This is a genomic window from Streptomyces sp. NPDC048361, assembly GCF_040651795.1.
Taxonomy (GTDB): domain Bacteria; phylum Actinomycetota; class Actinomycetes; order Streptomycetales; family Streptomycetaceae; genus Streptomyces.
Window position 1 is genome coordinate 1 of the sequence record NZ_JBEZKW010000062.1, and the last position, 25,916, is coordinate 25,916.

At 70.8% G+C, this 25,916-nt stretch carries 24 protein-coding genes; 15 read left to right on the plus strand and 9 right to left on the minus strand.

Features of this window, described 5'->3' with window-relative positions; genetic code table 11:
* The first annotated feature begins 80 nt into the window (after positions 1-80).
* The 4 genes from AB0D31_RS28230 to AB0D31_RS28245 all read left to right on the plus strand — a co-directional run bounded on the left by AB0D31_RS28230 (position 81) and on the right by AB0D31_RS28245 (position 5,818).
* The gene (locus tag AB0D31_RS28230) at positions 81-707 is read left to right on the plus strand and encodes a GntR family transcriptional regulator (protein WP_362728272.1); all 627 of its coding nucleotides are present in this window, start codon (positions 81-83) and stop codon (positions 705-707) included.
* Positions 708-977: 270 nt separating this feature from the next.
* Entirely contained in the window at positions 978-3,674 is a 2,697-nt protein-coding gene (gene aceE, locus AB0D31_RS28235; protein WP_362728274.1) for a pyruvate dehydrogenase (acetyl-transferring), homodimeric type, read from the plus strand.
* 115 nt (positions 3,675-3,789) lie between these two features.
* Positions 3,790-4,575 carry a VOC family protein gene (locus AB0D31_RS28240; protein ID WP_362728276.1) on the plus strand — a complete coding sequence of 262 codons (786 nt, stop codon included), beginning with the start codon at positions 3,790-3,792 and terminating at the stop codon, positions 4,573-4,575.
* 325 nt (positions 4,576-4,900) lie between these two features.
* Entirely contained in the window at positions 4,901-5,818 is a 918-nt protein-coding gene (locus AB0D31_RS28245) for a winged helix-turn-helix domain-containing protein (RefSeq protein WP_362728278.1), read from the plus strand.
* 10 nt (positions 5,819-5,828) lie between these two features.
* On the opposite strand, the gene AB0D31_RS28250 is transcribed toward AB0D31_RS28245, so the two are convergent.
* Positions 5,829-6,056, minus strand: coding sequence for a hypothetical protein (locus AB0D31_RS28250; protein ID WP_362728279.1), 228 nt, complete (start codon positions 6,054-6,056; stop codon positions 5,829-5,831).
* 259 nt (positions 6,057-6,315) lie between these two features.
* On the opposite strand from AB0D31_RS28250, the gene AB0D31_RS28255 reads away from it, so the two are divergent.
* Together AB0D31_RS28255 and AB0D31_RS28260 are read left to right on the plus strand one after the other, a co-directional pair.
* Entirely contained in the window at positions 6,316-7,188 is an 873-nt protein-coding gene (locus tag AB0D31_RS28255; RefSeq protein WP_362728281.1) for a winged helix-turn-helix domain-containing protein, read from the plus strand.
* A 191-nt stretch (positions 7,189-7,379) separates the two neighbouring features.
* A complete protein-coding gene (locus AB0D31_RS28260) occupies positions 7,380-7,901 on the plus strand; it encodes a DUF4240 domain-containing protein (RefSeq protein ID WP_362728346.1) in 522 nt (173 codons plus the stop codon).
* Between the two features lie 70 nt (positions 7,902-7,971).
* Here AB0D31_RS28260 and AB0D31_RS28265 read toward each other — a convergent pair whose 3' ends face one another.
* Positions 7,972-8,775, minus strand: a complete 804-nt coding sequence (locus tag AB0D31_RS28265; RefSeq protein ID WP_362728283.1) for an SDR family NAD(P)-dependent oxidoreductase — start codon at positions 8,773-8,775, stop codon at positions 7,972-7,974.
* 166 nt (positions 8,776-8,941) lie between these two features.
* Between AB0D31_RS28265 and AB0D31_RS28270 the strand changes: the two genes are divergently transcribed.
* On the plus strand, positions 8,942-9,592 hold the full coding sequence (locus tag AB0D31_RS28270; RefSeq protein WP_362728285.1) for a TetR family transcriptional regulator: 651 nt from the start codon (positions 8,942-8,944) through the stop codon (positions 9,590-9,592).
* Between the two features lie 11 nt (positions 9,593-9,603).
* Here the strand turns inward: AB0D31_RS28270 and AB0D31_RS28275 are convergent, their stop codons facing one another.
* Together AB0D31_RS28275 and AB0D31_RS28280 are read right to left on the minus strand one after the other, a co-directional pair.
* Positions 9,604-10,869, minus strand: a complete 1,266-nt coding sequence (locus tag AB0D31_RS28275; RefSeq protein ID WP_362728287.1) for an amidohydrolase — start codon at positions 10,867-10,869, stop codon at positions 9,604-9,606.
* Between the two features lie 37 nt (positions 10,870-10,906).
* A complete protein-coding gene (locus tag AB0D31_RS28280; protein ID WP_362728289.1) occupies positions 10,907-11,434 on the minus strand; it encodes a GNAT family N-acetyltransferase in 528 nt (175 codons plus the stop codon).
* A gap of 36 nt (positions 11,435-11,470) precedes the next feature.
* Here AB0D31_RS28280 and AB0D31_RS28285 point away from each other — a divergent pair, with 36 nt between their 5' ends.
* Together AB0D31_RS28285 and AB0D31_RS28290 are read left to right on the plus strand one after the other, a co-directional pair.
* On the plus strand, positions 11,471-12,364 hold the full coding sequence (locus AB0D31_RS28285; RefSeq protein WP_362728291.1) for a TIGR01777 family oxidoreductase: 894 nt from the start codon (positions 11,471-11,473) through the stop codon (positions 12,362-12,364).
* A 539-nt stretch (positions 12,365-12,903) separates the two neighbouring features.
* Positions 12,904-14,220, plus strand: coding sequence for an NAD(P)/FAD-dependent oxidoreductase (locus AB0D31_RS28290; protein WP_362728293.1), 1,317 nt, complete (start codon positions 12,904-12,906; stop codon positions 14,218-14,220).
* Positions 14,221-14,330: 110 nt separating this feature from the next.
* Here AB0D31_RS28290 and AB0D31_RS28295 read toward each other — a convergent pair whose 3' ends face one another.
* Both AB0D31_RS28295 and AB0D31_RS28300 read right to left on the minus strand, forming a co-directional pair.
* On the minus strand, positions 14,331-14,975 hold the full coding sequence (locus AB0D31_RS28295) for a hypothetical protein (RefSeq protein WP_362728294.1): 645 nt from the start codon (positions 14,973-14,975) through the stop codon (positions 14,331-14,333).
* A gap of 97 nt (positions 14,976-15,072) precedes the next feature.
* Positions 15,073-16,521 carry a regulator gene (locus tag AB0D31_RS28300; RefSeq protein ID WP_362728296.1) on the minus strand — a complete coding sequence of 483 codons (1,449 nt, stop codon included), beginning with the start codon at positions 16,519-16,521 and terminating at the stop codon, positions 15,073-15,075.
* A 243-nt stretch (positions 16,522-16,764) separates the two neighbouring features.
* Between AB0D31_RS28300 and lipB the strand changes: the two genes are divergently transcribed.
* The 4 genes from lipB to AB0D31_RS28320 all read left to right on the plus strand — a co-directional run bounded on the left by lipB (position 16,765) and on the right by AB0D31_RS28320 (position 19,856).
* Positions 16,765-17,562 carry a lipoyl(octanoyl) transferase LipB gene (lipB, locus tag AB0D31_RS28305; protein WP_362728298.1) on the plus strand — a complete coding sequence of 266 codons (798 nt, stop codon included), beginning with the start codon at positions 16,765-16,767 and terminating at the stop codon, positions 17,560-17,562.
* Positions 17,563-17,687: 125 nt separating this feature from the next.
* Positions 17,688-18,644 (plus strand): lipoyl synthase, encoded by a 957-nt coding sequence (lipA, locus tag AB0D31_RS28310; RefSeq protein WP_362728300.1) that lies wholly within the window; start codon positions 17,688-17,690, stop codon positions 18,642-18,644.
* 272 nt (positions 18,645-18,916) lie between these two features.
* Positions 18,917-19,129: a hypothetical protein gene (locus tag AB0D31_RS28315; protein WP_362728302.1), complete on the plus strand. Its 213-nt coding sequence runs from the start codon at positions 18,917-18,919 to the stop codon at positions 19,127-19,129.
* A gap of 19 nt (positions 19,130-19,148) precedes the next feature.
* Positions 19,149-19,856: a DUF4191 domain-containing protein gene (locus AB0D31_RS28320; protein WP_362728304.1), complete on the plus strand. Its 708-nt coding sequence runs from the start codon at positions 19,149-19,151 to the stop codon at positions 19,854-19,856.
* 166 nt (positions 19,857-20,022) lie between these two features.
* Here AB0D31_RS28320 and AB0D31_RS28325 read toward each other — a convergent pair whose 3' ends face one another.
* A complete protein-coding gene (locus AB0D31_RS28325; RefSeq protein WP_362728306.1) occupies positions 20,023-20,490 on the minus strand; it encodes an RDD family protein in 468 nt (155 codons plus the stop codon).
* Positions 20,491-20,698: 208 nt separating this feature from the next.
* On the opposite strand from AB0D31_RS28325, the gene glnA reads away from it, so the two are divergent.
* Both glnA and AB0D31_RS28335 read left to right on the plus strand, forming a co-directional pair.
* Complete coding sequence (gene glnA / locus AB0D31_RS28330; protein ID WP_362728308.1) at positions 20,699-22,108, plus strand: type I glutamate--ammonia ligase; 1,410 nt, start codon at positions 20,699-20,701, stop codon at positions 22,106-22,108.
* 377 nt (positions 22,109-22,485) lie between these two features.
* On the plus strand, positions 22,486-23,664 hold the full coding sequence (locus tag AB0D31_RS28335; protein ID WP_362728310.1) for a hypothetical protein: 1,179 nt from the start codon (positions 22,486-22,488) through the stop codon (positions 23,662-23,664).
* A gap of 151 nt (positions 23,665-23,815) precedes the next feature.
* Here AB0D31_RS28335 and AB0D31_RS28340 read toward each other — a convergent pair whose 3' ends face one another.
* Entirely contained in the window at positions 23,816-24,352 is a 537-nt protein-coding gene (locus tag AB0D31_RS28340; protein ID WP_362728312.1) for an NUDIX domain-containing protein, read from the minus strand.
* Position 24,353: 1 nt separating this feature from the next.
* Positions 24,354-25,712 carry a tetratricopeptide repeat protein gene (locus AB0D31_RS28345; protein ID WP_362728314.1) on the minus strand — a complete coding sequence of 453 codons (1,359 nt, stop codon included), beginning with the start codon at positions 25,710-25,712 and terminating at the stop codon, positions 24,354-24,356.
* Between the last annotated feature and the right edge of the window lie 204 nt (positions 25,713-25,916).

Here is a 25,916-nt window from a genome sequence, read left to right on the forward strand (position 1 = left end):
CGCGCCCCCGCCCGGGCTCTTCCCGGGCGGGGGCGCGGCCGTATTGTTTGGCAGGTCGCCGCTCGTTTGAAGGAGCCCCCATGACCGTGCCCGTCGTCCACTCGCTGCGCGAGCAGATCCGCGAGCACATCGTGGAGGGGATCGTCAGCGGGCGCTGGAAGCCCGGTGAGCGGATCGTGGAGCGGCGCATCGCGGCGGAGCTCCAGGTGAGCCAGACGCCCGTCCGTGAGGCCCTGAGGGAGCTGGAGAGCCTGCGCCTGATCGAGTCGGCGCCCAACAAGGGCGTACGGGTGCGGAGCCTGAGCGCGGCCGACCTGGAGGAGAGCTACCCGGTGCGGGCCGGTCTGGAGCAGATCGCGGCGGAGCTGGCGGCCGGGCGCCTCGCCGAGGACTGCTCGGCCCTGGAGCCGCATGTGGCGGCCCTGTACGAAGCGGACCGGGCGACCGACGGGACCGCGCAGGTGCGGCACACGGTCGGTTTCCACCGCGAGCTGGTGCGGGCGGCCGACAACAGTGTGCTGTTGCACACATGGGAGGGCCTCGGCATCGAGGTGTTCACGGCGCTCTCGATCCGCTGGCTCGGCACCGTACAGAAGTCGTACGCGGAGGAGCACGAGGACCTCGTGGCGGCGTTCCGGCGGCGGGATCCGGCCATCGGTCTGATGGTGAAGGCCCATGTTCTGGGGTGTGCGCCGCGTAGCGCCTGAGCAGCACCGCGTAACTCTCAGTCGGCCGCCGAGAGCGAGAGCCCCGCCGAGGGCACTCGCCCCCCCCTTGGAAAACAAGGCACCCGGTGCCCGGTTTCGCGGCACCCTGTGCCGACTTTCGCGATTCGAAGAAGTTTTTGGGTCCAACACTTTGATCGATCATCGATCGTCGGCTTACAGTCAACGGCGGACTCACCGGTCCAAGGCCCCGTCCTGCCAGACAAAGGCCCCCTTTTTCTCCACCCCCCTCCTGTCCGGAAGGCGGCGATCGTGATCGACCCCGTAGCCAAGTTTCCGAGTGAGCTCGACCAGCTCCCGGACCGTGACACCGAGGAGACCGCCGAATGGGCGGCCTCCCTCGATGCCGTCGCCAAGGCCGCCGGCCCGCATAGGGCCGCGTATCTGATGCGCCGCACGCTCCAGCATGCCGAAGGCGCGGGCCTCGCCCTGCCGAAGCTGCTGGAGACGGACTACGTCAACACCATTCCCTCCTCCTCGGAGCCCGTCATCGACGGCGACGAGGAGATGGAGCGCCGGATCACCGCATGGAACCGCTGGAACGCGGCGGCCATGGTGACCCGCGGCTCGAAGTACGGCGTCGGCGGCCACATCGCGACCTTCGCGTCCGCGGCCTGGCTGTACGAGACCGGCTTCAACCACTTCTTCCGCGGGAAGGAGGGCGACGGATCCGGCGACCAGCTCTACATCCAGGGCCACGCGTCCCCCGGCATCTACGCCCGTGCCTTCCTCGACGGCCGCCTCACCGAGGCGCACCTCGACAAGTTCCGCCAGGAGTCCGCCGGCGACGGCCTGCCCTCCTACCCGCACCCGCGCCGCCTGCCCTGGCTGTGGGAGTTCCCGACCGTCTCGATGGGTCTGGGCCCGCTCTCCGCGATCTACCAGGCGCGCTTCAACCGGTACCTCACCAACCGGAACATCAAGGACGTCTCCAACTCCCACGTGTGGGCGTTCCTCGGTGACGGCGAGATGGACGAGCCCGAGTCGACGGCGGCCCTCGCGCTCGCCGCCCGCGAAGGCCTCGACAACCTGACCTTCGTCATCAACTGCAACCTGCAGCGCCTCGACGGCCCGGTCCGCGCCAACTTCAAGATCGTGCAGGAGCTGGAGGCGCAGTTCCGCGGCGCCGGCTGGAACGTCGTGAAGTCGCTGTGGGGCGGCGCCTGGGACGAGCTCTTCCAGCTCGACACCACCGGCGCCCTCGTCCGCCGACTGCGCGAGGTCCCCGACGCCCAGGTGCAGACGTACCAGACGCGTGACGCGGCCTACATCCGCGAGGACTTCTTCGGCAAGGACCCGGCGCTCGTCGAGATGGCGAAGCTGCTCTCGGACGACAAGATCCTGGAGTGCTTCCACCTCTCGCGCGGTGGCCACGAGCCGCGCAAGGTGTACGCCGCCTACAAGGCCGCCCTCTCCCACAAGGGCGCGCCGACCGTCATCCTGGCCCAGACGGTCAAGGGCTTCACCCTCGGCGACGGCTTCGCGTCCAAGAACGCGAACCACCAGATGAAGAAGCTCACCAACGACGAGTTCAAGAACATGCGTGACCTTCTTGAACTGCCCATCTCGGACGACCAGTTCGTCGACGGCGTGGTCCCCTACGGCCACCCCGGCGCCGACTCCCCCGAGGTGCGCTACCTCCAGGAGCGCCGCGCGGCGCTCGGCGGCCCGGCCCCGGCCCGCCGCAGCCACGCGATCGAGGCGCTGCCGGCCCCGGCCGACAAGTCGTTCGCGGCGTTCGACAAGGGCTCCGGCAGCCAGTCCATGGCCACCACCATGGCGTTCGTCCGGCTGATGAAGGACCTGATCCGCGACAAGACGACCGGCAAGCGCTGGGTCCCGATCGTCCCGGACGAGGCCCGCACCTTCGGCATGGAGTCGCTCTTCCCCTCGCTCGGCATCTACTCGCCGAAGGGCCAGACGTACGAGCCGGTCGACCGCGACCAGCTGATGTACTACCGCGAGGCCAAGGACGGCCAGATCCTCAACGAGGGCATCACCGAGGCCGGCTCGATGGCCGACTTCATCGCCGCGGCGTCGTCGTACTCCACGCACGGCGAAGCGATGATCCCGTTCTACATCTTCTACTCGATGTTCGGCTGGCAGCGCACGGCCGACCAGATGTGGCAGCTCGGCGACCAGCTGGGCCGCGGCTTCCTGGTGGGCGCCACCGCCGGTCGTACGACCCTGACCGGTGAGGGCCTCCAGCACGCGGACGGCCACTCCCCGGTGATCGCGGCGACCAACCCGGCGGCCATGTCGTACGACCCGGCCTTCGCGTACGAGGTCGCGGCCATCGTCAAGGACGGTCTGCGCCGCATGTACGGCGAGGCGGCCCCGGGCGAGGACCGGGACGTCTTCTACTACCTGACCGTCTACAACGAGCCGATGCCGCAGCCGGCGAAGCCCGCGGGCATCGACGAGGGCATCATCAAGGGCCTGTACCGCTTCAACACGGCGGAGTCGGCCGGGGTGACCGTCCCTGTCAACGCCTCGCGCATCCAGCTGCTGGGCTCCGGCACGGCGATCCACTGGACCCTTCAGGCCCAGAAGCTGCTCGCCGAGGAGTGGGGCGTGGCCGCCGACGTGTGGTCCGCGACCTCGTGGACCGAGCTGCGGCGCGACGCCCTGGAGGCGGACGCGGCCCTGCTGCGCGGCGAGGAGCGAATCCCCTTCATCCGCAAGGCACTTGAGGGCGTGGACTCCCCCGTCCTCGCGGTCTCGGACTACATGCGTCAGGTCCCGGACCAGATCGCGCAGTGGGTCGAGCAGGACTGGTCCTCGCTCGGTGCGGACGGCTTCGGCCTCTCCGACACCCGTGAGGCGGCCCGCCGCCACTTCGGCGTCGACGCCCAGTCGATCGTCGTCGCGGCACTGGCCCAGCTCGCCCGGCGCGGCGAGGTCCCGGTCACGGCCGTGAAGGAAGCGCGCGAGCGCTACGGCCTGTAGGTCCTGAGGCGGTAGGTCTCAGAAGTTCACGCACGCGTGCCCCGTCCCGATTGCCGGGACGGGGCACGCGTGCGTGAATGGTCGACCGGAGGCGATACGACCCCGGGAGCACCGCATGAAGATCTACAACCGCCCCTCGGCACCGGCCTGGGCCGACCTCTCGACGACCGACGTACCCGCCGCCAAGGCCTTCTACGGGGGCCTCTTCGGCTGGCAGGGCGCGGACGTTCCGATGGACGAGGCCGGCGGTTACGGCATGTTCCTGCTCGGCGATGAGTACGCAGGCGGATACGGGCCCTGCATGGCGCCGGGGCAGCCGGTGGCGTGGCTCGTGTACTTCCAGGTCGAGTCGGCCGACGCGACGGCCGCGGCGGTGACCGGCAACGGCGGTTCGATCGTGGCCGGCCCCATGGACGTCTTCGACTCGGGCCGCCTCGCGGTGTTCGCCGACCCCGAAGGCTCCGTCTTCGGCGTCTGGCAGCCCAAGGAGCACAAGGGCTTCGGCGTCGTGGACCGACCGGGCGGCATGTGCTGGTTCGAGCTCCTGACCCGCGACTGCGACCAGGCGCGGACGTTCTACGGAACGGTCTTCGGCTGGGACGGCGGCGACGCCAACCCCTACGGGGCGTCCTCCGAGTACACGGAGTGGAAGCTCGACGGGGAGAGCTTCAGCGGCATGATGCGGATGGGTTCCGACTTCCCGCCGGAGGTGCCGTCGCACTGGATGGTGTACGTCCAGGTCGAGTCGTGCGACGCGGTGGCGGAGCGGGTGCGGGAGCTGGGCGGAGAGGTCCACGTCCCGCCCACGTCGATCCCACCGGGCCGTTTCGCCCTCCTGCGGGACCCGCAGGGCGGTGTGTTCTCGGTCATCGCGCTTGCGCCGCGCGGCGGGGCGGGTTGAGGAGGTGCGGTTCGCCTGTGGGCGGGGGGGTGCGGGTGCGGCGGGGGCGGGGTTGCCCTTGCCTGCGGGTTGCGGGTTGCTGGGGTGGCGTTTGCCTGCGGGCCGCTGATGGCTGGGCGCGCAGTTCCCCGCGCCCCTGGCGGGGTCGGTGCCGGCCCCCACCGACACAGCGAGTCCGTCATGGGGGTCCCCCCGGCCCTTACGGCCTTGGGGAAGATTGAGGACGAGCGCCCTCGGGAGGGGGCAACCCGCGCCGGAGGGCGGCACATTGGCAGAGGGGAACCGACAACTCCCGTTCAATGGCAGCGCGTTGTACCATGACACCGTGCCCGGCAACAGCGCTTCGAACGAAGGACAACGCCGTCCACGGGACGTGGTCGCCGACGGCCTGCGCGCCCTGATCTGCGAGGGCGAGCTGCAGGCAGGCGAGCGGCTGCCGACCCAGGCAGAGCTCAGCGCCCGGTTCGCCGTGCCGCGCGGCGCGGTCCGCAGCGCCGTCGAGCTCCTGGAGCGGGAGGGCCTGGTCAGGCGGGCCCAGCAGGGCACACCGCCCACGGTGACCCGCCCCGCCACCACCTCGACCCCCGCACACTGGCACGACCTGCCGGGCCCGCGCCGCCACTCGCCCCGCCCCGCCGGGGTCTTCCTGGGCGAGCGCGTGGCCCAGTGCTTCCGTGAGGACGAGGTCACCATCGACGCGTACTGCCTCAACGGCGAGACGCTGGCCTCCGCGCTCGCGGGCCCGCTCGTCGCCGTCCAGGCCGAGGGATCCGGCCCACGCAGCGTCGCGGTGCGCATCCTGCTGCCGGACGCCGAGGCCCCGCTCGCGCTCCCCCAGGTCGTCGGCGACCTGGGCAACCTCCGGCCGCGCGAGCGGCTGCGGATCACCAGCAACCACATCTACGGCTCACTGCGCCACTCCCTGCGCATGCTCAAGGTCCGCGACCTGGTCCCCGAGGTGAGCGTCGAGGCGCGCAAGGTGGCGATCACCCCGACGCAGAAGGTGTACATCCTCAACGGCCGCGAGGTCCTGGCCGGCCACTACCAGGTGACGGAACGCACGGTGGATCTCGACCGGACCCCGATCGAGATCTACGACATGCTCGGCGTGGAAGGCATGCTCTTCCGGCACACCGTGGTCGACGACGACCACGTGACCCGCGGCTACGTCGAGCAGACCCAGCAGTGGTTCGACTCGCTGTGGAACACCATCGCCCGCCCCCTGGACCCGAACGAGGGGTGAGCCGCCCGCCTCACACCGCGGCGATCAGCAGCAGCACCACGACCACCGCCGCCACGCACACCAGGTTGGTGCGCGGCCCGGCCGGAACCGGACCCGGCTCCCGGGACTCCGCACGGCCGCCCTTCGTGAGCAGCACGCCCAGGGCGAGCACCAGCAGGCCCGACGGGCCGAACAGGGACACCGCGCCCGCGTTCGACAGCAGTTCGAGGACGATCTGCACACGTGTCTCCAGGCCCATGGAACACCTCCTCCGGTAGTCGCCGCCGCGGACCGCGCCCCCTGACGGTCGGTGCCCTCAATGGCCGGCGATTGTGTTCCCTCCTCCTACCCGGCGTGAATGGCTGCCATCTATGGTCAACCGACTGCATATTGGGCAACACGACTATGCCAATGGCGTGTTGCACGGCTGACACGGCCAACCACAGGGGCAGGAACCGAAGTTGACCGCTTGGTGCAGCCATCTGTGCACTCCTGACCGCTAGTTGTAGCCTCACGGGGTGACGACCCACACCTCAGGGGCCGGCCGGGACGACGCCGGGGAGACCCCCCGCTACCGCGTGGTGGCCGACGCGCTGCGCCGGGACATCCAGAACGGCACCCCCGCGCCCGGCGAGGCGCTGCCCAAGCAGGAGCAGCTCATGCGGCGTTTCAGCTGCGGCCGCGGGACCGTACAGAAGGCGTTGCAGCTGCTGCGCGACGAGCAGCTCCTGGAGGCGGGGGTGTCGGGCCGGGGCGCCCGGGTGGCCCGGCAGGCTGCCATCGGACGGCCATTGGGCCATTACATCTCCCGCGCCTTCGACGCGCCCCACGTCTCGCTCGACGTCTGGTCGCTGCACACCGAGGAGCTGTCCCGGGCGATCCAGCAGCAGGCCGAACTCATCCGGCTCGGCGACCGCGCAGCCCCGCGTTCGATACGAGTGCGGGTCCTGGTGCCGGACCTCGACACCCACCACCCCTACCCGCGTCACGTCGACGACCCGCAGGACCTGCGTCCGCTGCGCCGGCTGCGGCGCGTCATCCGGATGTACGCGGAGGCGCTGCACCACTCACTCACCCAGCTGGCCGAGGAGGGGACGGTGAGCTCGGTGTCCGTGGAGATCCGGAGCCTGCCCACCGTGCCCGGCGAAAAGCGGTATCTCATCAACGGCAGCCAGATGCTCACCGGCTACTACTTCCTTCGGACGACCCGGATCCTGGTCGACGCCGCCTCGATAGAGGTCCTCGAACTGCACAGCGACACCCTGTTCCCGGCCACGGCGGAGGGCAACGGGGCGCGCTCCCTGGAGCGAGCGGAGTTCCAGCAGGTGCAGGCCTGGTTCGACTCGCGCTGGGAGATGGTCGCCACGCCCCTGCGCCCGCTCGATGAGTGACCGGCCCACCGGGACGCGCCCGACGACTGACCGGGCCCACCGCGTCGGGCCCGACGGGTGACCGGGCCCGCCGCGACGGGCCACCGCGCGCTATGGCGACAGATGTGCCAGGGGTGGCGATCGGCGGCAACCGGACGAAAAGCGCCGCTCCGCGTGCGCCGCAACCCCCGACCCACGATGCTGGTTGCGTGATGGACGAGACGGAGTTCTGGGAGATCGTCGACCGTACGCGCGAGGCCGCCGACGGCGACCCGGAGGAACAGGCCGACCTGCTCGTGGACCGGCTGCTGCAGCTGGACCCCGACTCCGTGCTCGACTTCGCCCGGCACTTCGAGGCGCGCTACAACCGCGCGTACCGCTGGGACCTGTGGGGCGCCGCCGCCGTGCTGCTCGGCGGGGCGAGCGACGACGCCTTCGACTACTTCCGCTGCTGGCTCATCGGCCAGGGCCGCGAGGTCTTCGAGGGCGCGGTGCACGACCCCGACGCCCTCGCCGACCTCCTCGGCGCGTTCGACGAAGAGGTCGACGGTGACGGCGAGGAGCTCGGCTACGCGGCGGACGAGGCGTACGAGCAGCTCACCGGCGTCGAAGCGCCCGACCTCGGCATCCCGCCGCAGCCCGAGGAGCCGGACGGCACCCCCCTGGACTTCGAGGACGAGTCGGCGCTCTCGGAGCAATATCCGCGCCTGTGGGAGCGGTTCGGCACGGGCTGAGCCGAGCCGCGGCCCCAACCTCACAGGGCAACACACCTAGCCCCTCCCCTACGCCCGTCCTCTCTGGGGCTCAGAAGTGCGTGCCGCCGTCGACGCGGACCTCGGTGCCGGTGATGAACCGACCGTCGTCACTGGCGAGCATCGCGACCACCGACGCCACCGTCTCCGGCCCCGCGAAGCCCGCGCCGATGGCCGGGGCGAGCTTCATGAAGAGCGACATGTCGGCGTCGGCGGGGAGGCCCGGGCCCACGCTGGAGCGGGAGGCGCCGGTTCCGTCGGTCATGCCGGAGGAGATCGAGCCGGGCTGCACGGCGGTGAAGCGGATGCCCTGCTTCGCGTACTCGGCGGCGAGCGCGTGCGTCATCGACTGGATGCCGCCCTTGCTGGCCGCGTACGCCGCCATGTAGGGGTGGGCGAACATCGCCGAGGTGGAGCTGAAGTTGACGACGGCCGCGCCGTTGCCTTCGAGGAGCGCCGGGATCGCCTCGCGGATCATCAGGAAGGTGCCGGTCAGGTTGACCGCGACCACCCGGTTGAAGTCGGCGAGGCTCGTCTCGTGGGTGTGCGAGGAGCGCAGGATGCCGGCCGCGTTGACCAGCACGTCGAGGCCGCCGAGCGCCGAGACCGCTGCGGCGACGCCCTCCCGCACCGAGGCCTCGTCGGCTATGTCGACGACAAGGGTGGTCAGCCGTCCGATGCCGGCGCCCGCCTTGCCGGCGGTGTCCTTCAGACCGGCCTCGCTGACGTCCGCGGCCGCCACATGGCCGCCCTCGGCGAGCAGGCGCAGCACCGTGGCCTGCCCGATGCCGGAGCCGCCGCCGGTGACCAGCGCCCGGCGTCCTTCGTAGCGGTCGGTGACGGTGTGCACGCTCATCGCGGTCCAGCTTTCTTGAGATCGGGGCCCGAGCCTGAGGGGGCCGCAGGGGGCGCCGGGGCTCGTGGGTCCGGGGAGAGTCGACCACCACCGTACGCCCAGATGGCACGCTTTGCCATGTCGTCAATACGTGCAGCACCTTGGGGTTCGGGCGTACGCTGGGGCGGTGATCCAGCCCGCCGCGCAGCCCACCCCGCCGCCCAAGCCGTCCCTGACCGAACGCCGCAAGGCCGCGACCCAGCTCGACATCGCGCGCGCCGCGGCCGCGCTCTTCGCCGAGCACGGGCCCGACGGCACCACCGCCGAGGCCATCGCCCGGCACGCCGGCGTCGCCCTGCGCACCTTCTACCGCTACTTCCGCTCCAAGCAGGACGCGGTCGGCCCGCTCCTTTCGGGCGGTGCCGAACGCTGGCGTGCGCTGCTCGAAGCCGCCGAGCCCGGCCCGCTCGCCAAGACCCTGGAGGCGGCCGTGCGCGAGGCCCTCGCGGCGCCCGACGCGCACGCCGCGGAACAGTTCCGGTGGACGCGCGGGCTGCTGCGCGCGGCCGAGCACGACGCGGCGCTGCGCGCGGTCTGGTACCGGGTCAACCAGGACTCCGAGGAACGCCTGCTGCCCGTGCTCGCCCGCCTGGCGGGGCCCGGGGCGGACGCCTTGGAGGTGCGCCTCGCGGCGGCCGCGGCCACCGACGCCATCCGGGTGGCCCTCGAAGCGTGGGCCGCCACCGACGCCCCGGCCTCGGGCCCCGGCTGCCCCGCCGAACTCGCGGTGCGCTGTCTGCGCGAACTCACCGGCGCAATGCGCCTGTTGGGCCGCTGAACCGCGTACCGCTACCGGGCGTCGAGCCAGGCCAGCGCGGCGGTGGTGAGGGCGGTGACCCCAGTGGCCAGGGTGGGGTCGACGACCGGCGCGAAGACGGGCGAGTGGTTGGAGGGGATGTCCTGGTCGAGGGTGCCGGCGGCGAACGCGGCGCCGTAGGCCTCCGGGTCCGCTCCCCCGAACAGCCAGTAGCAGAGCGGGACTTGGGCATCGGATCCGAACAGGCCGACATCCTCGCTACCGGTCACCGCGCCCGGGTCGAGCACCTTGTCGTCGCCGATGACCGCGCCGACGGCGGCCATGGTCCGTGCCACCGCGCCGTCGTCGTTGACCAGGACCGGGAAGGAGGCGATCGTCTCGATCTCGGGCCCGCGCAGGGCCCCGGCGACGGCCGCCTCGCCGCGCACGATCCGCTCGACGGCGGCGAGCACCTTGTCGCGTACATCCGGTTTGTACGTACGGATGTTGAGCTTCAGCTCGGCCTCGTCCGGGATGATGTTGTCCTTGGTCCCCGCGTTCAGGGCGCCGACGGTGACGACGGCCGTCTCGCTGCCCGGGATCTCGCGCGACACGATCGTCTGGAGCCGCAGCACGGTGGAGGCGGCCATCACCACCGGGTCGACGGACGCCTCGGGCCGCGAACCGTGGGCACCCTTGCCGTACAGGACGACCCGGAGCGAGTCCGCGCCGGCGAAGGCGGGACCCGGGTGCGCGCCGACCATCCCGGCCGGGAAGGGCCCCACATGCTGGCCGAGTACGACATCGGGCGTGCCGAAGCGTTCGTAGAGCCCGTCGTCGAGCATGGCCCGCGCGCCCCGGCCGATCTCCTCCGCGGGCTGGAAGACCCCGAGGACGGTGCCGCTCCACAGCGCGCTGGCGTCGGCGAGCAGCTTGAGCGTGCCGAGCAGACAGGTGGCGTGCATGTCGTGGCCGCAGGCGTGCATGACCCCTTCGACGGTGGAGGCGTGGCCGAGACCGGTCCGCTCGGTCACCGGAAGCGCGTCGAAGTCGGCCCGCAGCAGCACGGTGGGCCCGGGCCCGTTCTTCAGGACCGCGACGACTCCGGTGCGGCCCACCCCCGTCGTCACCTCACACCCGTACTCCCGTGCCCTGCGCGCGACTTCGGCGGCGGTGCGGTGCTCCGCGAAGGAGAGCTCGGGGTGGGCGTGCAGATCGCGGTAGAGCTCGGCGAGGTCGGTGTGGAGCGCGTCGAGCCCGCGCAGGACGGTGCGGGCGGTGTCGGCGGTGGCCTGGGCGGAGGAGGTGGAAGGGGACACGGTGCCTGCCCTGCTCTCGGGGGTGCGGTGGAGGTGGTCAGCCGTCGGTGAGGGAGCGGCCCATGAGGACGTCGTCGACGTACGCGCCCTCCAGGAGGAACTCGCCGGGCAGTACGCCCTCGACGGTGAAGCCCTCCGCCTCGTACAGCGCGCGGGCCGGGGCGTTGTGGCCGAGGACGTGCAGGGTGATCCGGGTGGCGCTCTGGCGGCGGGCCGCCTCGTACGCGCCGCGCAGCAGGGCACGGCCCACTCCGCGGCGGCGCGCGGACGCGGCGATCTCCAGCCCCTGGATCTGGCGGACGTGACGGTTGGCGGCGAGCGAGGAGGCCGGGACCAGACGGATGAAACCCGCCACCTCGCCGTCCAACTCGGCGACGAGGTAGTGCGACGGCAGGTGCAGGTCGTCGAAGAAGGGCTCGTACGGCCCGGCCGGACGCGGCCCGACCGCGTGCAGCGTGGACCACGCCTCGCGGGTGAGCACGGCGAGCCGGTCGCCGTCGGAGCGCCGGGCGGCCCGGATCAGCACAGGCGGAGAAGTACGGGGCTTGGGGTACGACTCGTCCATGCGGCCACTGTGCCATGTGGGTCGGACAAGGCGAGGATGGGCTCCATGAAGATCGCGGTGACGGGTTCGACGGGACTGATCGGTACGGAGCTGGTGCGCTCCCTGCGAGCGGACGGGCACGAGGTGCTGCGTCTGGTGCGGCGGGGCGCGGACGCGCCGGACGAGGTGGAGTGGGATCCGGCGCGCCAGTACGTGGACGCGGCGGGCCTGGCCGGCTGTGAGGCGGTGGTGCATCTGGCCGGGGCGGGGGTGGCCGACCACCGCTGGACGGCTGCGTACAAGAAGGAGATCCGGGACAGTCGGGTGCTCGGCACGGCCGCACTGGCCGAGGCGCTGGCCTCCCTCGACACCCCGCCGAAGGTGCTGGTCAGCGGGTCGGCGGTCGGCTACTACGGCTCCACGGGCGAGCGCGCGGTGGACGAGTCGGCGCCGCCCGGCGACGGCTTCCTCCCCTCGGTGTGCGTGGAGTGGGAGGAGGCGGCGGCCCCGGCCGCGGAGGCGGGCATCCGCACCGTGTTCGCCCGTACGGGTCTTGTGGTGTCCCGCCGGGGCGGCGCGTGGGCGAAGCTCATCCCGCTGTTCCGGGCGGGACTCGGGGGGCGGCTCGGCAGCGGGCGCCAGTACTGGTCGTTCATCGCGCTGCACGACGAGGTGGCGGCACTGCGGTTCCTGGTGGACACGGAGTCCCTTTCCGGTCCGGTGAACCTGACGGCGCCGGAGCCGGTGACGAACCGGGAGGCGACGGAGGTGATGTCCCGGGTGCTGGGTCGCCCGGCCCTGCTGCCGGTGCCGTCTGCCGCGCTGCGGGTCGTTCTCGGGGAGGCGGCGGGGGATGTGCTGGCGGGTCAGCGGGTTGTGCCTGCGGCGCTGCTGGCGGCGGGGTTCCGGTACGCCTTCCCAAGCGTGGAGGCCGCGCTCCGGGCAGCGTAGCCAGTACTTCCCGGGGCTCCGCCCCAAACCCCGATTCGCGCCTCAAGGGCGCTCGTCCTCAATCGCCGGACGGGCTGAGGGTGGGCATGCTGGCCGGCACCGAGCAGTTCAGGGGGCCGGCGCCCTGCCCTCTGCGCGGCTCCGCCGCGACCGGGGTACACCGGGTGCCCTACTGGGGGCGCGGGGAACCGCGCGACCAGCCCTCCACGGTCCGCACCCTGGAGACGGGCCCCTGGGACTCCGCCCCAGACCCCGTTCGCGCCTGAAGGGCGCTCGTCCTCAAACGCCGGACGGGCTGAGGATGTGCGCGCCGGCCGGCACCGAGTACTTGAGGGACGCAAAGACCCCCGCGGGCCCGGGATGCCCCACCCCGCCTCCCCCAGAGGGACCCCGTGCGCCCGGCATGCCCCAACGCTCACCCCCCTGCGCGAGGGGCCACCCCTCAGAACCTCCCTACTCTCTCCTCGAACTCCGGCATTCCGTGGGCCAGTTGGGGGCATGAGGCCTCCACCTACCGCGCCTACCTCGGGGAGGACCACGTGCACAGCACCGCACACCATGCGGACGTACTCATCGTGGGAGCCGGGCTCGCGGGCCTGTCTGCCGCTCATCGGCTGACCGGCGCGGGAGTCACGGTCAGCGTCCTGGAGGCAGCCCCCAGCGTGGGCGGCCGCATGTCGACGCAGTCGGTCGACGGCTTCCGGCTGGACCGGATCGGGCAGCTCCTGTCGACGTCGTACCCGGAACTGACCCGCACCCCGGACCTGGAGGAGCTGCCGCTGCGCCCCTTCTCGCCCGGTGTCCTCGTACACAGCGAGGGCCGCCACCACCGGGCGGGCGCCGCAGGGAGCGCGAGGGGCGCACTGGCCGCCGCGCGCGCCCGGGCGAGCGCCCCTCGCGGCACCGCCACCCCCCTCGGCGGCGCGCTCGACCAGGCCCGGCTCGGCAAGGCACTCGCCAAGCTGGCCGCCACTCCCCTGGAGCGCATCACCACCCGCCCCGAACTCCCCATCGGCCAGGCCCTGTTGAGCCGTGGCCTGCCCGCCCGCACCCTGGACGGCTTCGTACGCCCGCTGCTCTCCGCCCTGCTCTGCGACCCCGACCTGACCACGTCCAGCCGCTGCGCCGACCTCGCCCTGCGGGGCTTCGCCCGCGGCCGGCTGTGTGTGCCGGCGGGCGGCGCGGCCACCCTGCCGGAGCTGCTCGCCGCCGCCCTGCCGCCCGGCACCGTCCGTACGGACGTGGAGGTGACCTCCGTCGCCACGACCTCGGTCACCACCGCGGACCACGGCGTGTTCGGCTGCCGCTCCGTGCTCCTGGCCACCGACGCCCCCGCGGCCGCCGAACTCCTGCCGGGCCTCCGGGTCCCCGGCTTCCACCCGCTGACCGTGCTGCACCACACCGCGCCACGCTCCCCGCTCGCCGACCCCGCGCTGCTTCTGGACGCGGACCGCAGCGGGCCCGTGGCGTACACGTCGGTGATGAGCGAGGTCGACCCGAGCCGGGCTCCGTACGGCCGGACGCTGATCACCTCGGCCGTGCTCGGCACCCCGCCCGACGACGTGGAGCGCGCCGTACGCCGCCAACTGGCCTCCCTGTACGCCACGTCCACCGCGGACTGGGAACTGCTTGCCCTGCACCACACGCCGCAAGCCGTGCCGTCGATGCCCGCCCCGCACGATCTGCGCCGCCCGGTGCGGCTCCTCGCGGGCCTGTACGTATGCGGCGACCACCGCGACACCAGCACCGTGCAGGGCGCCCTGTTCTCGGGCCGCCGCGCGGCCCACGCGATCCTCGCCGACCTGGGCGTCCGCCCCTGGCAGGGGACGGCGGAGGTGATCCGCTCGGCGGCCTGACACCCCGAGACCGCCCGGGGTGCCCCCCAGTCCGCCCGGGGTGCCCGGGGTGCCCGCCCAGTCCGCTCGGCGGCCTGAGCCCTGGACCGCCGCCCCAGGGGGTGTCCGCGTCAGTAGATGACGACGGACGCCCCGCACAGGCCGCGGCCCGTCGCCGCGGCCTGTCGCCATATCCGCAACGGCCCGTCCAGCACGCTCTCCTCGTCGTCGCGGTAGTCCAGCCAGTCCTGGTCCTCGGCCTCGGCGCGCTCCCGCGCGGTGAAGCCGAGGGCCCGCTCGACGGCGGGCAGCGTCTCGCGCACCTCTCCCGAAGTGAGCAGGAAGTTCCCACACCAGCCGGGCAGGAGGGCGGCCCGCTCGGGGCCGACGGCGTGGAGGAAGACCCGCAGCGCGAACTCCTTGCTCTGGACCGACAGGAAGATGTCGTCCCCGTCGTCCACCTGGTCCCATACATCGCCGTACAGGGAGAAGTCGTCCTCCGGCCCGAGCCCGTCATACAGCTTCTGCACGTGATCCCCGGAGTGGGTCAGCTCCAAGAACGAGGTCAGCGCCTTCTCACCCGGTCCGCCCCACTCCCCGAAACCCTCCCCCCACGTACGGAAGTCGGGCAGCGGCTCCCGCCGCCAGCGCTCCCAGCGCTCCCGCACGCCCGGTGCGTCGCGGTCCGCGGCCACCAGCGGGAGCAGCCGGGGAGCGAGGGCCGCGACGAAGTCGTCGTCATGGGCGCTGATGGACCAGGCCGAGGTGATACCCATGCCGCGACGGTAGACCCGGCCACTGACAATCCGGCCCCGCGCGCTCGGCGCGGGCCGGCTCGCGGGGCCGGCTCGTACGGCCCCGCGAACGTCGGTCTCAGCCGAGCGCCGCCACCCGGTCCCGGTAGGTGCGTACCGCGGCCGCGTCCCGGTACGGCTCCAGGCGGCGCTCGAAGTCGCGGACGTACTCGACCGCGCGGGCCGAGCGCATCTCGCTCGCCTGCTGGGCGGCCTCCGCGCCGAGCGCGCACGCCTGGTCGAGTTCGCCGAGGCCCAGCCGGGCCGTGGCGAGCACGACGCGGCAGAACAGGCGCGAGCGGGCGTAAGCCGGGGCGCGCAGTTGCAGGGAGCGCTCCGCGTGCTGGGCGCAGGCCCGGTACTGCTGGAGGTCGCGGTGGCAGTGACCGAACTCGTCGGCGAGCTGCGCCTCGTCGAAGAAGCGCGCCCAGTGCGGCACGTCGTCACCGGGCCGCGCGCTCTCCAGGGCCCGCTCGGCCCGTACGAGCGAGGCGGTGCACGCACGCACCTCGCCGAGCACCCCGTGTCCGCGCGCCTCCACCGCGTTGAGCAGCGACTGCACGACGGGCGGCGCCGCGGACCCCACGCCCTGCTGGGCGACCCGGGCCAGCTGCACCGCCTCGCGGCCGTGCCCGAGGTAGACGGCCTGACGGCTCATCGTGACCAGCACATAGGAGCCGTACGCCCGGTCGCCCGCGGCCTGCGAGAGCCGCAGCGCCTGCACGAAGTAACGCTGGGCGAGCCCGTGCGCCGCGATGTCGTACGAGGTCCAGCCGGCCAGTCTCGTCAGGTCGGCGGCGGCCGCGAACAGGCGGCGTCCCACGTTCTCGCCGTAGGTGCCGCGCAGCATCGGCTCGGCCTCGTGCTCCAGATAGCGCACCAGGGCCTGGCGCGCGTGGCCGCCGCCGTAGGCGTGGTCGAGCGTGCGGAACAGTTCGCCGACGGAGCGGAGCGCGGCGATGTCCCCGCTGGTCACCCGCTGTCCGGGGCCCCGGTCGGTGGTGCGCTGGCGGGGTACGGAGGGGCGCCCTTGGACGGGGATGCGGGTCACGTTGCCCGGCGGGCCCGGTTCACCTCGCCCCACCCGGTCGTCGGCCCGCCCGATGAGCCAGTCTCTGCTCGGGACCACCAGGCCCGCGGGGGTGAACGCGATCTTGCGGAGCTCGGCGTGGCTGCCCGAGTCCTTGCGCCAGAGGCCGCTGACGATGTCGACGGCTTCCTCCGGGGTCGCCGCGAACTCCAGGCCCGCGTACACCGGCGCGCAGGCGTCGAGCCCGAGGTCCTGGGCGGAGAGGCGGCGGCCGAGCCGCCGGGTGAACACCTCGGCGATCAGCGCGGGTGTGGTGCCGCGCGGTTGCTGGCCGCGCAGCCACCGCGTGACCGAGGTCTTGTCGTAGCGCAGGTCCAGGCCGTGCTCAAGTCCGAGCTGGTCGACTCGGCGGGCGAGCCCGGCATTGGAGAACCCGGCTTCTGCGATGAGTGCGGCGAGCTGGCGGTTGGGGGTGCGCTGCGAGGGTCGTTCCGTCATCAGCTCTGCGTTCTCCTGCCTTCCGGGCCAAAGCGTGCAGCCCTCATGGAACGGCGAGAATTTAGCGGTCAATACGGCCAATGCCGCCACCTTCGCCCCGCATTCATCCGATCGTGTGGTGACGTGCCGTTTCTGCCGGCTCCAGGGGGCGTGCGAGGGGTGTCGAACACGGTCGTACAGTGAAGGAGGACGCGCGATCGATCGCATCCGGGAGCATCCGAGAGGTTCGACAGGGGAGCTGGCGTGAACGAGCTGCGATTTGTCCGGCTGGGTTTCGGCGAGGACGCGGTCGAGTACCAGGAGGCCTGGGACGAGCAGCGCCGGGTGCACGCGGCCCGGTTCGCCGACGAGATCACGGACACCTGCCTGCTCCTGGAGCACCAGCCGGTCTACACGGCGGGGCGGCGCACCGAGGACAGTGAGCGCCCCCTGGACGGCACCCCGGTCATCGACGTCGACCGCGGCGGCAAGATCACCTGGCACGGCCCCGGCCAGCTCGTCGGCTACCCGATCCAGAAGCTGCCGCGTCCCGTCGACGTCGTCGCGCACGTACGCCGGCTCGAAGAGGCCCTGATCCGCACCGCCGCCGACTTCGGTCTCACGACCACCCGCGTCGAGGGCCGCAGCGGCGTGTGGGTGCTCGGCGACCCGGTCGAGCAGCGCCCCCGGCTCGGCGGCCTCTCCCTCGACTTCGACCCGCGCCTGACGGACGACGAGTTCGACGCACGCCTCAACGGCCCGGAGTACGCGCCCTCCAACGCGGGCCAGCGCCGCGAGGACCGCAAGCTGGCGGCGATCGGCATCCGCGTCGCCAAGGGCGTCACGATGCACGGCTTCTCCTTCAACGTGAACCCGGACAACACCTGGTTCGACCGGATCGTGCCGTGCGGGATCCGCGACGCGGGTGTGACGTCGCTCTCCTACGAGCTGGGGCGCGAGGTCACGATCGAGGAGGTCCTGCCGGTGGTCGAGAAGCACCTGCGCGCCGTCATCGAGCACGCGGAGCTGGCCCCACGAGAGATCGAGCCGGCCTCCGTGTAGCCGCCGGCCCCGGGAATGTCACCGCGCTCCGCAGGGTTACCCCCGGCGGGAGCCCCACCTCACCCAAGCAAACAACGGGCGTACCCTTAGGTTCGCCGAAGAATCGAAGTCACAGGGAGCCGGACGTGTCCGCAGTCGCACCCGACGGACGCAAGATGCTGCGCCTGGAGGTCCGGAACAGCCAGACCCCCATCGAGCGCAAGCCCGAGTGGATCAAGACCCGGGCGAAGATGGGCCCCGAGTACAACCAGCTGCAGAAGCTGGTGAAGAGCGAGGGACTGCACACGGTCTGCCAGGAGGCGGGCTGTCCCAACATCTTCGAGTGCTGGGAGGACCGCGAGGCGACCTTCCTCATCGGCGGCGACCAGTGCACGCGGCGCTGCGACTTCTGCCAGATCGACACGGGCAAGCCCGAGGCGCTCGACCGTGACGAGCCCCGCCGCGTCGGCGAGTCCGTCGTCACGATGGACCTGAACTACGCCACCATCACCGGCGTCGCCCGCGACGACCTGGCCGACGGCGGCGCCTGGTTGTACGCGGAGACCGTGCGCCAGATCCACGCGCAGACCGAGGGCCGCGCCGAGGGGCGCACCAAGGTCGAGCTCCTGGCCCCCGACTTCAACGCGGTCCCCGAGCAGCTCGAAGAGGTCTTCTCCTCCCGCCCCGAGGTCTTCGCGCACAACGTCGAGACCGTGCCGCGGATCTTCAAGCGGATCCGCCCCGGCTTCCGCTACGAGCGCTCCCTCGACGTGATCACCCAGGCCCGCGACTACGGCCTGATCACCAAGTCGAACCTGATCCTCGGCATGGGTGAGACCCGCGAGGAGGTCAGCGAGGCGCTCCAGCACCTGCACGACGCGGGTTGCGAACTCATCACGATCACGCAGTACCTGCGGCCCTCCGTGCGCCACCACCCCGTGGAGCGCTGGGTGAAGCCGCAGGAGTTTGTAGAGCTGAAGGAGGAGGCCGACGAGATCGGTTTCTCCGGTGTGATGTCGGGCCCGCTGGTCCGCTCCTCCTACCGCGCCGGCCGCCTGTACCAGCAGGCGATGGAGGCGCGGAGCGCCGCCGCCACCGCCTGACCCGGGCGGCGGGCACGTGAACCCGCTCACAAGCGACTACTGATCGGTAATGGCCTCGACGACGCGGCTCGTACCGTCCCCGCAGGTCGGGGCACGCGTACGGGCCGCGTCGGCGTTCTCCGGGTTCGCCCGGGCCCGCGTCAATGTTTCATTGGGGTTTGACCGCTTGGACACGCCCTGGTAACACCAGTCAGTGACGATGGCTTTACGCACCGCGCATGCCCCACACCCACCGCCCGTTTCCGATCCCGTCCCGAGGGGGGACCTCGACGATGCAGGCCGCTACCGCTCCGCAGACCGTGCGAGCCACCACGCTTCCGTCCGTCACCGGCGCCCTGCGCGCCATGGAGTCGCTGCTCATGGGTTCCGGCCAGCGCACCGCCCGCCGCAACGCCTGGACCGCGGTCCTGGAGGACCGGCGCCGGGCCAAGGACCGGACCGAGGCACAGCACGTACTGGAGGCCGTGGCCACCCGTCGCTCCTAGGCCACGTAAACTTCCTGCTATGGCGAGGAAGGCAACCGCAGAGAGCGCTGCGAACGATGCGAATGCGGGGCGACTGAAGCAGATCGCCCTGACCTACAAGATGACCCGAAAGGCCGATTCCAAGATCGGGCTGGTCATCGCCGGCGTGGGAATCGTCGTCATCGGCGTCTTCCTCGCGATCGGTTTCCTGCTCGGACACCCGATCTACCTGGGCATTCTCGGCCTCCTTGTGGCCGTGCTCGCGATGGCGATCGTCTTCGGGCGGCGCGCCGAGCGGGCGGCCTTCGGTCAGATGGAGGGCCAGCCGGGCGCTGCCGCGGCTGTGCTCCAGAACATCGGGCGCGGCTGGACCACCACCCCGGCCGTGGCGATGAACCGCAGCCAGGACGTCGTCCACCGGGCCGTCGGCCGGGCCGGCGTCGTGCTGGTGGCGGAGGGCAACCCGAACCGGGTGAAGTCCCTGCTGGCCGCGGAGAAGAAGAAGATGGCCCGCATCGTGGTGGACGTTCCCGTCCACGACGTGATCGTCGGTGACGGCGAGGGCCAGGTGCCGCTGAAGAAGGTGCGCACCACGCTTCTGAAGCTGCCCCGCGTGCTGTCCGGCCCGCAGGTCACGGCGGCCAACGACCGGCTGCGCGCCATGGGCGACCTGATGAGCAACATGCCGCTGCCGAAGGGTCCGATGCCCAAGGGCATGCGGATGCCGCGCGGCGGAAAGATGCGCTGACCCCCCTCACCTCGTACGCATACGAAGGCGGCCCGGACCGGGATGGTCCGGGCCGCCTTCTGACGTCGGTGGCGTTGCGCGGTTGCCGCGGTGCGCTCAGATGTCGCGGTGGGCTCAGATGGCGCGGTGGCTCAGATGGCGCGTGCGCTCAGTTGTCGGGGCGGGCTCAGATCCTGACCTGGACCGCGCGGGCGAGGCGGTCGTGCAGGCCCCGGCCGTCGCGGTCCCAGATCAGGGCGGGGATCGCCAGACACAGCAGCACGGTGCGTACGACGACCCGGACAATGCCGAGCCGGCCGCCCTCCTCGGCGACCACGCGCAGCCCGAGCAGCCGCTTGCCGGGCGTGAACCCGACGGTGCCCACGGTCAGGACGCCGAGCACGAGGAACACGAGCAGCGCCCAGTTGTTGGCGGCGTGCGTGTCGCCGCGGGCGATCAGTTGGTACGCGATCAGGGCGCACAGGGCCCAGTCGATGAAGATGGCGCCGAAGCGCCGGCCGAGCGGGGCCACCGAGCCGGGCCCGTCCTTGGGCAGACCGAGCCGTTCGCCCCGGTAGCCGAAGTCGACGCCCATGTCTTCGGCGGCCGCGCGGGGCCCCGAGAGCCACGATCCCATTGCTTGCCTGTTGTCCACGCAACCAAGGTACTGCGCCCGTTTTCGATCACTTCCGCCCGGGTCGGCCTTGGCGCCCGCGCCACCAGGCCGGTTAACTTGGGTGAAACAAACGGGTCACGCCGGAGAAATCCCGTCTGCCTATGGTCGGGTCCAGCGTGTGCCCCCGCACTGGCCGCACGACCGAGCTGCAACCCCGCCCCTCCCGGGTGGGAGTAGGAGGAGTTGGATGTTCCAGAACGCCGACGACGCGAAGAAGTTCATCGCGGACAACGACGTGAAGTTCGTCGACGTCCGGTTCTGCGACCTGCCGGGCGTGATGCAGCACTTCACGATCCCCGCGAAGGCGTTCGACCCCGCCGAGGAGCTCGCCTTCGACGGTTCGTCGATCCGCGGCTTCCAGGCCATCCACGAGTCCGACATGGCGCTGCGCGCGGACCTGTCGACGGCGCGCGTCGACCCGTTCCGCCGGGACAAGACGGTCAACATCAACTTCTTCATCCACGACCCGATCACGGGTGAGCAGTACAGCCGCGACCCGCGCAACATCGCCAAGAAGGCCGAGGCCTACCTCGCCTCCACCGGCATCGCGGACACCGCGTACTTCGGCCCCGAGGCCGAGTTCTACGTCTTTGACTCGGTACGGTTCGAGACCTCCGCGAACCAGTCCTTCTACCACATCGACTCCGAGGCCGGCGCCTGGAACACCGGGTCCGAGGAGAACAACCGCGGCTACAAGGTCCGTTACAAGGGCGGCTACTTCCCGGCCCCGCCGGTGGACCACTTCGCCGACCTGCGCGCCGAGATCTCCCTGGAGCTGGAGAACTCCGGCCTCCAGGTCGAGCGCCAGCACCACGAGGTCGGCACGGCCGGCCAGGCGGAGATCAACTACAAGTTCAACACGCTGCTCGCCGCGGCCGACGACCTGATGCTCTTCAAGTACATCGTGAAGAACGTCGCCTGGCGCAACGGCAAGACCGCGACCTTCATGCCGAAGCCGATCTTCGGCGACAACGGTTCGGGCATGCACGTCCACCAGTCCCTGTGGGCCGGCGGCGACCCGCTCTTCTACGACGAGCAGGGCTACGCGGGCCTGTCGGACATGGCGCGCTACTACATCGGCGGCATCCTCAAGCACGCCCCGTCGCTGCTCGCCTTCACCAACCCCACGGTGAACTCCTACCACCGCCTGGTGCCCGGCTTCGAGGCCCCGGTCAACATGGTCTACTCGCAGCGCAACCGCTCCGCCGCGATGCGCATCCCGATCACGGGCTCCAACCCGAAGGCCAAGCGCGTCGAGTTCCGCGCCCCGGACCCGTCGTCCAACCCGTACCTGGCGTTCTCCGCGCTGCTCCTCGCGGGCCTCGACGGCATCAAGAACAAGATCGAGCCGGCCGAGCCGATCGACAAGGACCTCTACGAGCTGGCTCCCGAGGAGCACGCGGGCGTCCAGCAGGTCCCGACGTCGCTCCCGGCCGTCCTGGACGCCCTTGAGGCCGACAACGAGTACCTCCAGGCCGGCGGTGTCTTCACCTCCGACCTGATCGAGACGTGGATCGACTACAAGCGCACCCACGAGATCGCCCCGATCCAGCTCCGCCCGCACCCGCACGAGTTCGAGCTGTACTTCGACATCTAAAGACTGGGTTCGGGTGGCCTGCGAGGGATCATCCGAAACGTGTCGTGACCTGCGTAAGCACGCCTCGCGAGTTCTCACGGGTCCCGGCTGATTTCCACTGCGTTGTGCACCGTGTGTGCACCGGAGCACGCAAACCCTGACTCGGTGTCAGACACGTTAGTGAAGGCCGTCACTTGTAAGTGACGGCCTTCACTCGTTGCTCGGACCACACGACAGTCACGACGTCTTTCCACACAGGCTGGCTCTGATCCGCTACCTGACGTGAGCTCCAAGAGACATGGCAGCGTCCAGAGAGCCATCCCACCTGAGCCCTGCAGCCCACCCCGCCGCAGAAAATGTATGGGAGTTGCCGGTGGGACCATCTACGCTCGTTGGTCGTGGTCGTATACGCGAGCTGGAATCGGACAGACGCCTCGCCGAGGCGAGCTGCGGAGCCGGAATCAGAGTTCTATGACAGGATCGCCGGTCCGTACTGGGATCAGGTTCGGGATGTGATCAACGAGTGGTGGTCGCACCTCCCTGATCAGGGTCAGCTCAGCTTGCGCAGTCGGCTTCGCGACCGGAACTCCGACGCGAACGTCTCCTCTGCGCTGTGGGAGTTGTACCTGCACGAGATGCTGCTTGGGTCCGGTTGCACCGTGGAGATCGAGCCTGGAATAGGTACTCGCGGCACGAACCCCGACTTCCTGGTCACCCGCGAGGGCGAGCAATTCGTCGTCGAGGCGAAATGGACGGTCCAGCGCCTGGACGGAGCGATATCCAACAGGCAGCTCCCACCCGTCCTGATCGATGCCATCGACGGTGTACCGAGCCCCAATTTTTTCGTGTCATACAGGATTCACCAGACAGGGTCGGGAACACCGTCGCAGAGGCGGCTGAAAACTGGGCTGGAGCGGTGGCTCGCCAGCCTGGATCCCGATCAGGTCATCGCCGACAAGGCGCCATTGCCCAAGCACACCTGGCAGGAGACCGGCTGGTCCCTCTCGTTCGAGGCGATCCCCCGTAGCCCCGATAGGCGAGGAGATCCAACGAGCAGGACAATCGGTTTCTACCCCCCGATGACCTGGTTCAATGACGAGTCGGATCAAGTGCTCGACGCGGTCAAGGAGAAGGGAGGGAAGTACGGCGATCTAGCGCTGCCGTTCATCGTGGCGGTTGGCCGTGCGGGCGCCTTCCCCGAAGACGAAGACGTAGAGACCGCACTGTACGGGACCTCCGTCGAGTACGTCCGCAACAGCACGCCGACCTTCGGCCGGCAGCCCGACGGCTACTGGACTGCAACCTACGACCACGCTCACAGGCGGGTCAGCGGTGTGCTCACCGTCAACAACCCGGCGCCCTGGACCTGGACGAAGCACACCCCCGTCCTTTGGCAGAGTTCCGACCCCAGCTCGCTCCCGGCCCTTGTCCTCCCCACCTGGGCAACGGCACAGGTGATCGATGTCCACGTCGAACACCAGCCACCGGCTTGCCCCATCTACACCGCCCTCGGCCTGCCCGAGCACTGGCCGGTCGGCGACCCCTTCCCGCGCCATCGCCGGAGCAACGCGAGCTGACTGCAGTCGGCCTCGTCTATGTCCCTCAGAGGCTGCCCTCGCCGCCAGAGATAAGCACTTGCAGGCAATGGGGCTGGGCCAGCAACTCATGGCTCACAGTCGGCTCCCTGGAGTCATTGCCATTGCCGGGCCCTACGAATGAGGCGCGTGTTTACTGACGCCAACCAGCGAGAGACACCTGGGGTCCATCGTCAAGGTAGCGGTGGAGAGCACTGGCGGTGGTGTCGACGAACTCCTCGGGGACGGCATTGGCATCCACCCAGCGGACATGGGCGTGCTTGCGAGGTTCACGGTTCTCAGGCTCGCCGCTCCACTCATGGGCTACGAAGACGACTGTCAGAAAGCCATTGGGAGCTTCAACTCCCCACGCTCCGTGGATGATATGAGCGACCTTGAGCGCCTCCGGCTTCACCCTCAGACCGGTCTCCTCGTAGAGCTCGCGCACCGCAGTTTCGGTGATGGGCTCGCCGGGTTCGCTCTTGCCGACAGGCAGATCCCACATGCCCTGGGCGAACTTCGCGTTCTCGCTGCGCTGGAGGAGTACGACGCGGTTCGTGGCCAGGTCATGGACGATGACGCCGGCGACCAGCAGGGTCATGGATTCAAGCGCGGGCTTGAGGGCTTTGGGCTGATCGTCGGTGGTCGGTTGAGCCACTGTGCGTCCCTTCATCGGCTGGTTCCTGGGCATGTTAGGCGAGCGCTTCCCGTGCGCGGCGGGCGAGTTCGGCGGCTCCAGGTACCTTGCGCCGCTGGTAGATCGCGAGGGTGGAGCGCAGTGACGTGATCGCCTTGCGGGTGCGGTCCGAGGTCATGCCCTCCATCAGCGTCACGGCCTGGCTCCAGGCGGCGACTGCCTCGTCGGCACGGGCCTGCTCGGCGAGGCTGTCGCCGAGGTCGGCGTACGTGAGGGCATGGACTCGCTTGTACTTCTCAGGGTCCCAGCGGGTGAGCGCGTCGCGGTGTTGCTGCTCGGTGCCGACGTGATCGGCGAGGTCGGTCAGGGTGCGGGCGGTGTGGCTGGCGACGGTGCCGGAGGCCGGGCCGCTGACGCGGGAGTAGCTGGGCTGCGGCCCGTCCTCACGGAGCAGGGCGTCTTCCGCGGCGAGTAGGGCGCGGGCGGCGTGTGGTCGCTCGCCGGTGGCTGCGTAGGCGCGGGCGTGGGTGATGTGGAGCAGGGCCTCGGTCTGGCCGTCAATGTGACCGAGGCCGCCGGCCAGCGCGGCTTCGGCCAGGTCAATGCAGTGGTGGGGCTGTTTGAGGCTGAGGGCTTGGTGGGCGAGGGCGCGCATCATCCAGGCGGCGTGGCCGTGCGGATCTGCCTCGCAGGCGAGTTGGTAGCCGACTTGGTAGTAGCGCTGGGCGGCGCCCTCTTGGCCAAGATCGTGGTGCTTCCAGCCTGCCAGGTAGGCGAGTTCAGCGACCGCGCCGAAGGCGGCTCGGCGTAAGCCTTCGGTCGGGAAGCGGGCGCGGAGCATGGGAGCGGCTGTGTCGGCGAGGTAGGCGGTCACGGTGGTCAGGCCGTGACCTCCACCCAGGCGTTCGTCGGCGGCGCTGAAGGCTGTGGTGATCTGGCGAACGACATCCACGTCCTCCGTTCCCACCAGCGTCATGCCGGTACGGGCACGGAGCATTCGGGCGGTGGCTTCGTGATCGTACGCAAGGGGCATGGCGACGCCGGCGGTGGTGAAGGCGGCGATGGCGAGGAAGCGGCGGCGCTCGACGTCGGCGCGGCCGAGGCCGGTTGCGGCAAGGACCGGGTCCGGATCCGGCTCATCGGCTGCGGACTCCGGGGCGGCCAGGCCGATCTCGACTTGAGTGATGGTCCTGTGTGACCGGCGGGAGAGGGCTTCGGCGAGGTACTGGCCGGTCCTCCCGGTGGGCTGGCGGACTCCGCTTACCCAATGCGAGATGGCCGACTTGTTGGTCTGCAGCATCTCGCCGTTCTCCGCGGCGACGCGGCGGACGTCCTTGGCAAGGGCCTCGAACGTGCAGCCGACAGCCTCGATGGTCTCGCGCAGACGGGAGTTGGGCTCTCTAGGCGCTGCCACGATCCCTCCGCTCCGGGGCTGTAAACCGCGTATACCGCTTGGCCTGCCCTTCACCGTACCCACTGAGCGTGACGGGCGGTTCACTAATCATCAGCCGCCCGGAACGGTTCCAGCTCCGACCGTGAATCCAGGCTCCCCACTTGGCCGGGCGGCACCCAAGTTCCGTACACCCGCTCCGGGTTCGGGCATTCCTGTGCCCGAACC

What these genes read in the sequence shown, in the direction of transcription:
- AB0D31_RS28260 (WP_362728346.1), top strand. Translation starts at nt 7,380, where the DNA reads ATGGACGAGACGGAGTTCTGGGAGATCGTCGACCGTACGCGCGAGGCC.
- glnA (WP_362728308.1), top strand. Translation starts at nt 20,699, where the DNA reads ATGTTCCAGAACGCCGACGACGCGAAGAAGTTCATCGCGGACAACGAC.
- AB0D31_RS28315 (WP_362728302.1), top strand. Translation starts at nt 18,917, where the DNA reads ATGCAGGCCGCTACCGCTCCGCAGACCGTGCGAGCCACCACGCTTCCG.
- AB0D31_RS28320 (WP_362728304.1), top strand. Translation starts at nt 19,149, where the DNA reads ATGGCGAGGAAGGCAACCGCAGAGAGCGCTGCGAACGATGCGAATGCG.
- AB0D31_RS28250 (WP_362728279.1), bottom strand. Translation starts at nt 6,056, where the DNA reads ATGGGCCTGGAGACACGTGTGCAGATCGTCCTCGAACTGCTGTCGAAC.
- AB0D31_RS28300 (WP_362728296.1), bottom strand. Translation starts at nt 16,521, where the DNA reads ATGACGGAACGACCCTCGCAGCGCACCCCCAACCGCCAGCTCGCCGCA.
- AB0D31_RS28240 (WP_362728276.1), top strand. Translation starts at nt 3,790, where the DNA reads ATGAAGATCTACAACCGCCCCTCGGCACCGGCCTGGGCCGACCTCTCG.
- AB0D31_RS28230 (WP_362728272.1), top strand. Translation starts at nt 81, where the DNA reads ATGACCGTGCCCGTCGTCCACTCGCTGCGCGAGCAGATCCGCGAGCAC.
- AB0D31_RS28285 (WP_362728291.1), top strand. Translation starts at nt 11,471, where the DNA reads ATGGGCTCCATGAAGATCGCGGTGACGGGTTCGACGGGACTGATCGGT.
- AB0D31_RS28265 (WP_362728283.1), bottom strand. Translation starts at nt 8,775, where the DNA reads ATGAGCGTGCACACCGTCACCGACCGCTACGAAGGACGCCGGGCGCTG.
- AB0D31_RS28295 (WP_362728294.1), bottom strand. Translation starts at nt 14,975, where the DNA reads ATGGGTATCACCTCGGCCTGGTCCATCAGCGCCCATGACGACGACTTC.
- AB0D31_RS28340 (WP_362728312.1), bottom strand. Translation starts at nt 24,352, where the DNA reads ATGCCCAGGAACCAGCCGATGAAGGGACGCACAGTGGCTCAACCGACC.
- AB0D31_RS28280 (WP_362728289.1), bottom strand. Translation starts at nt 11,434, where the DNA reads ATGGACGAGTCGTACCCCAAGCCCCGTACTTCTCCGCCTGTGCTGATC.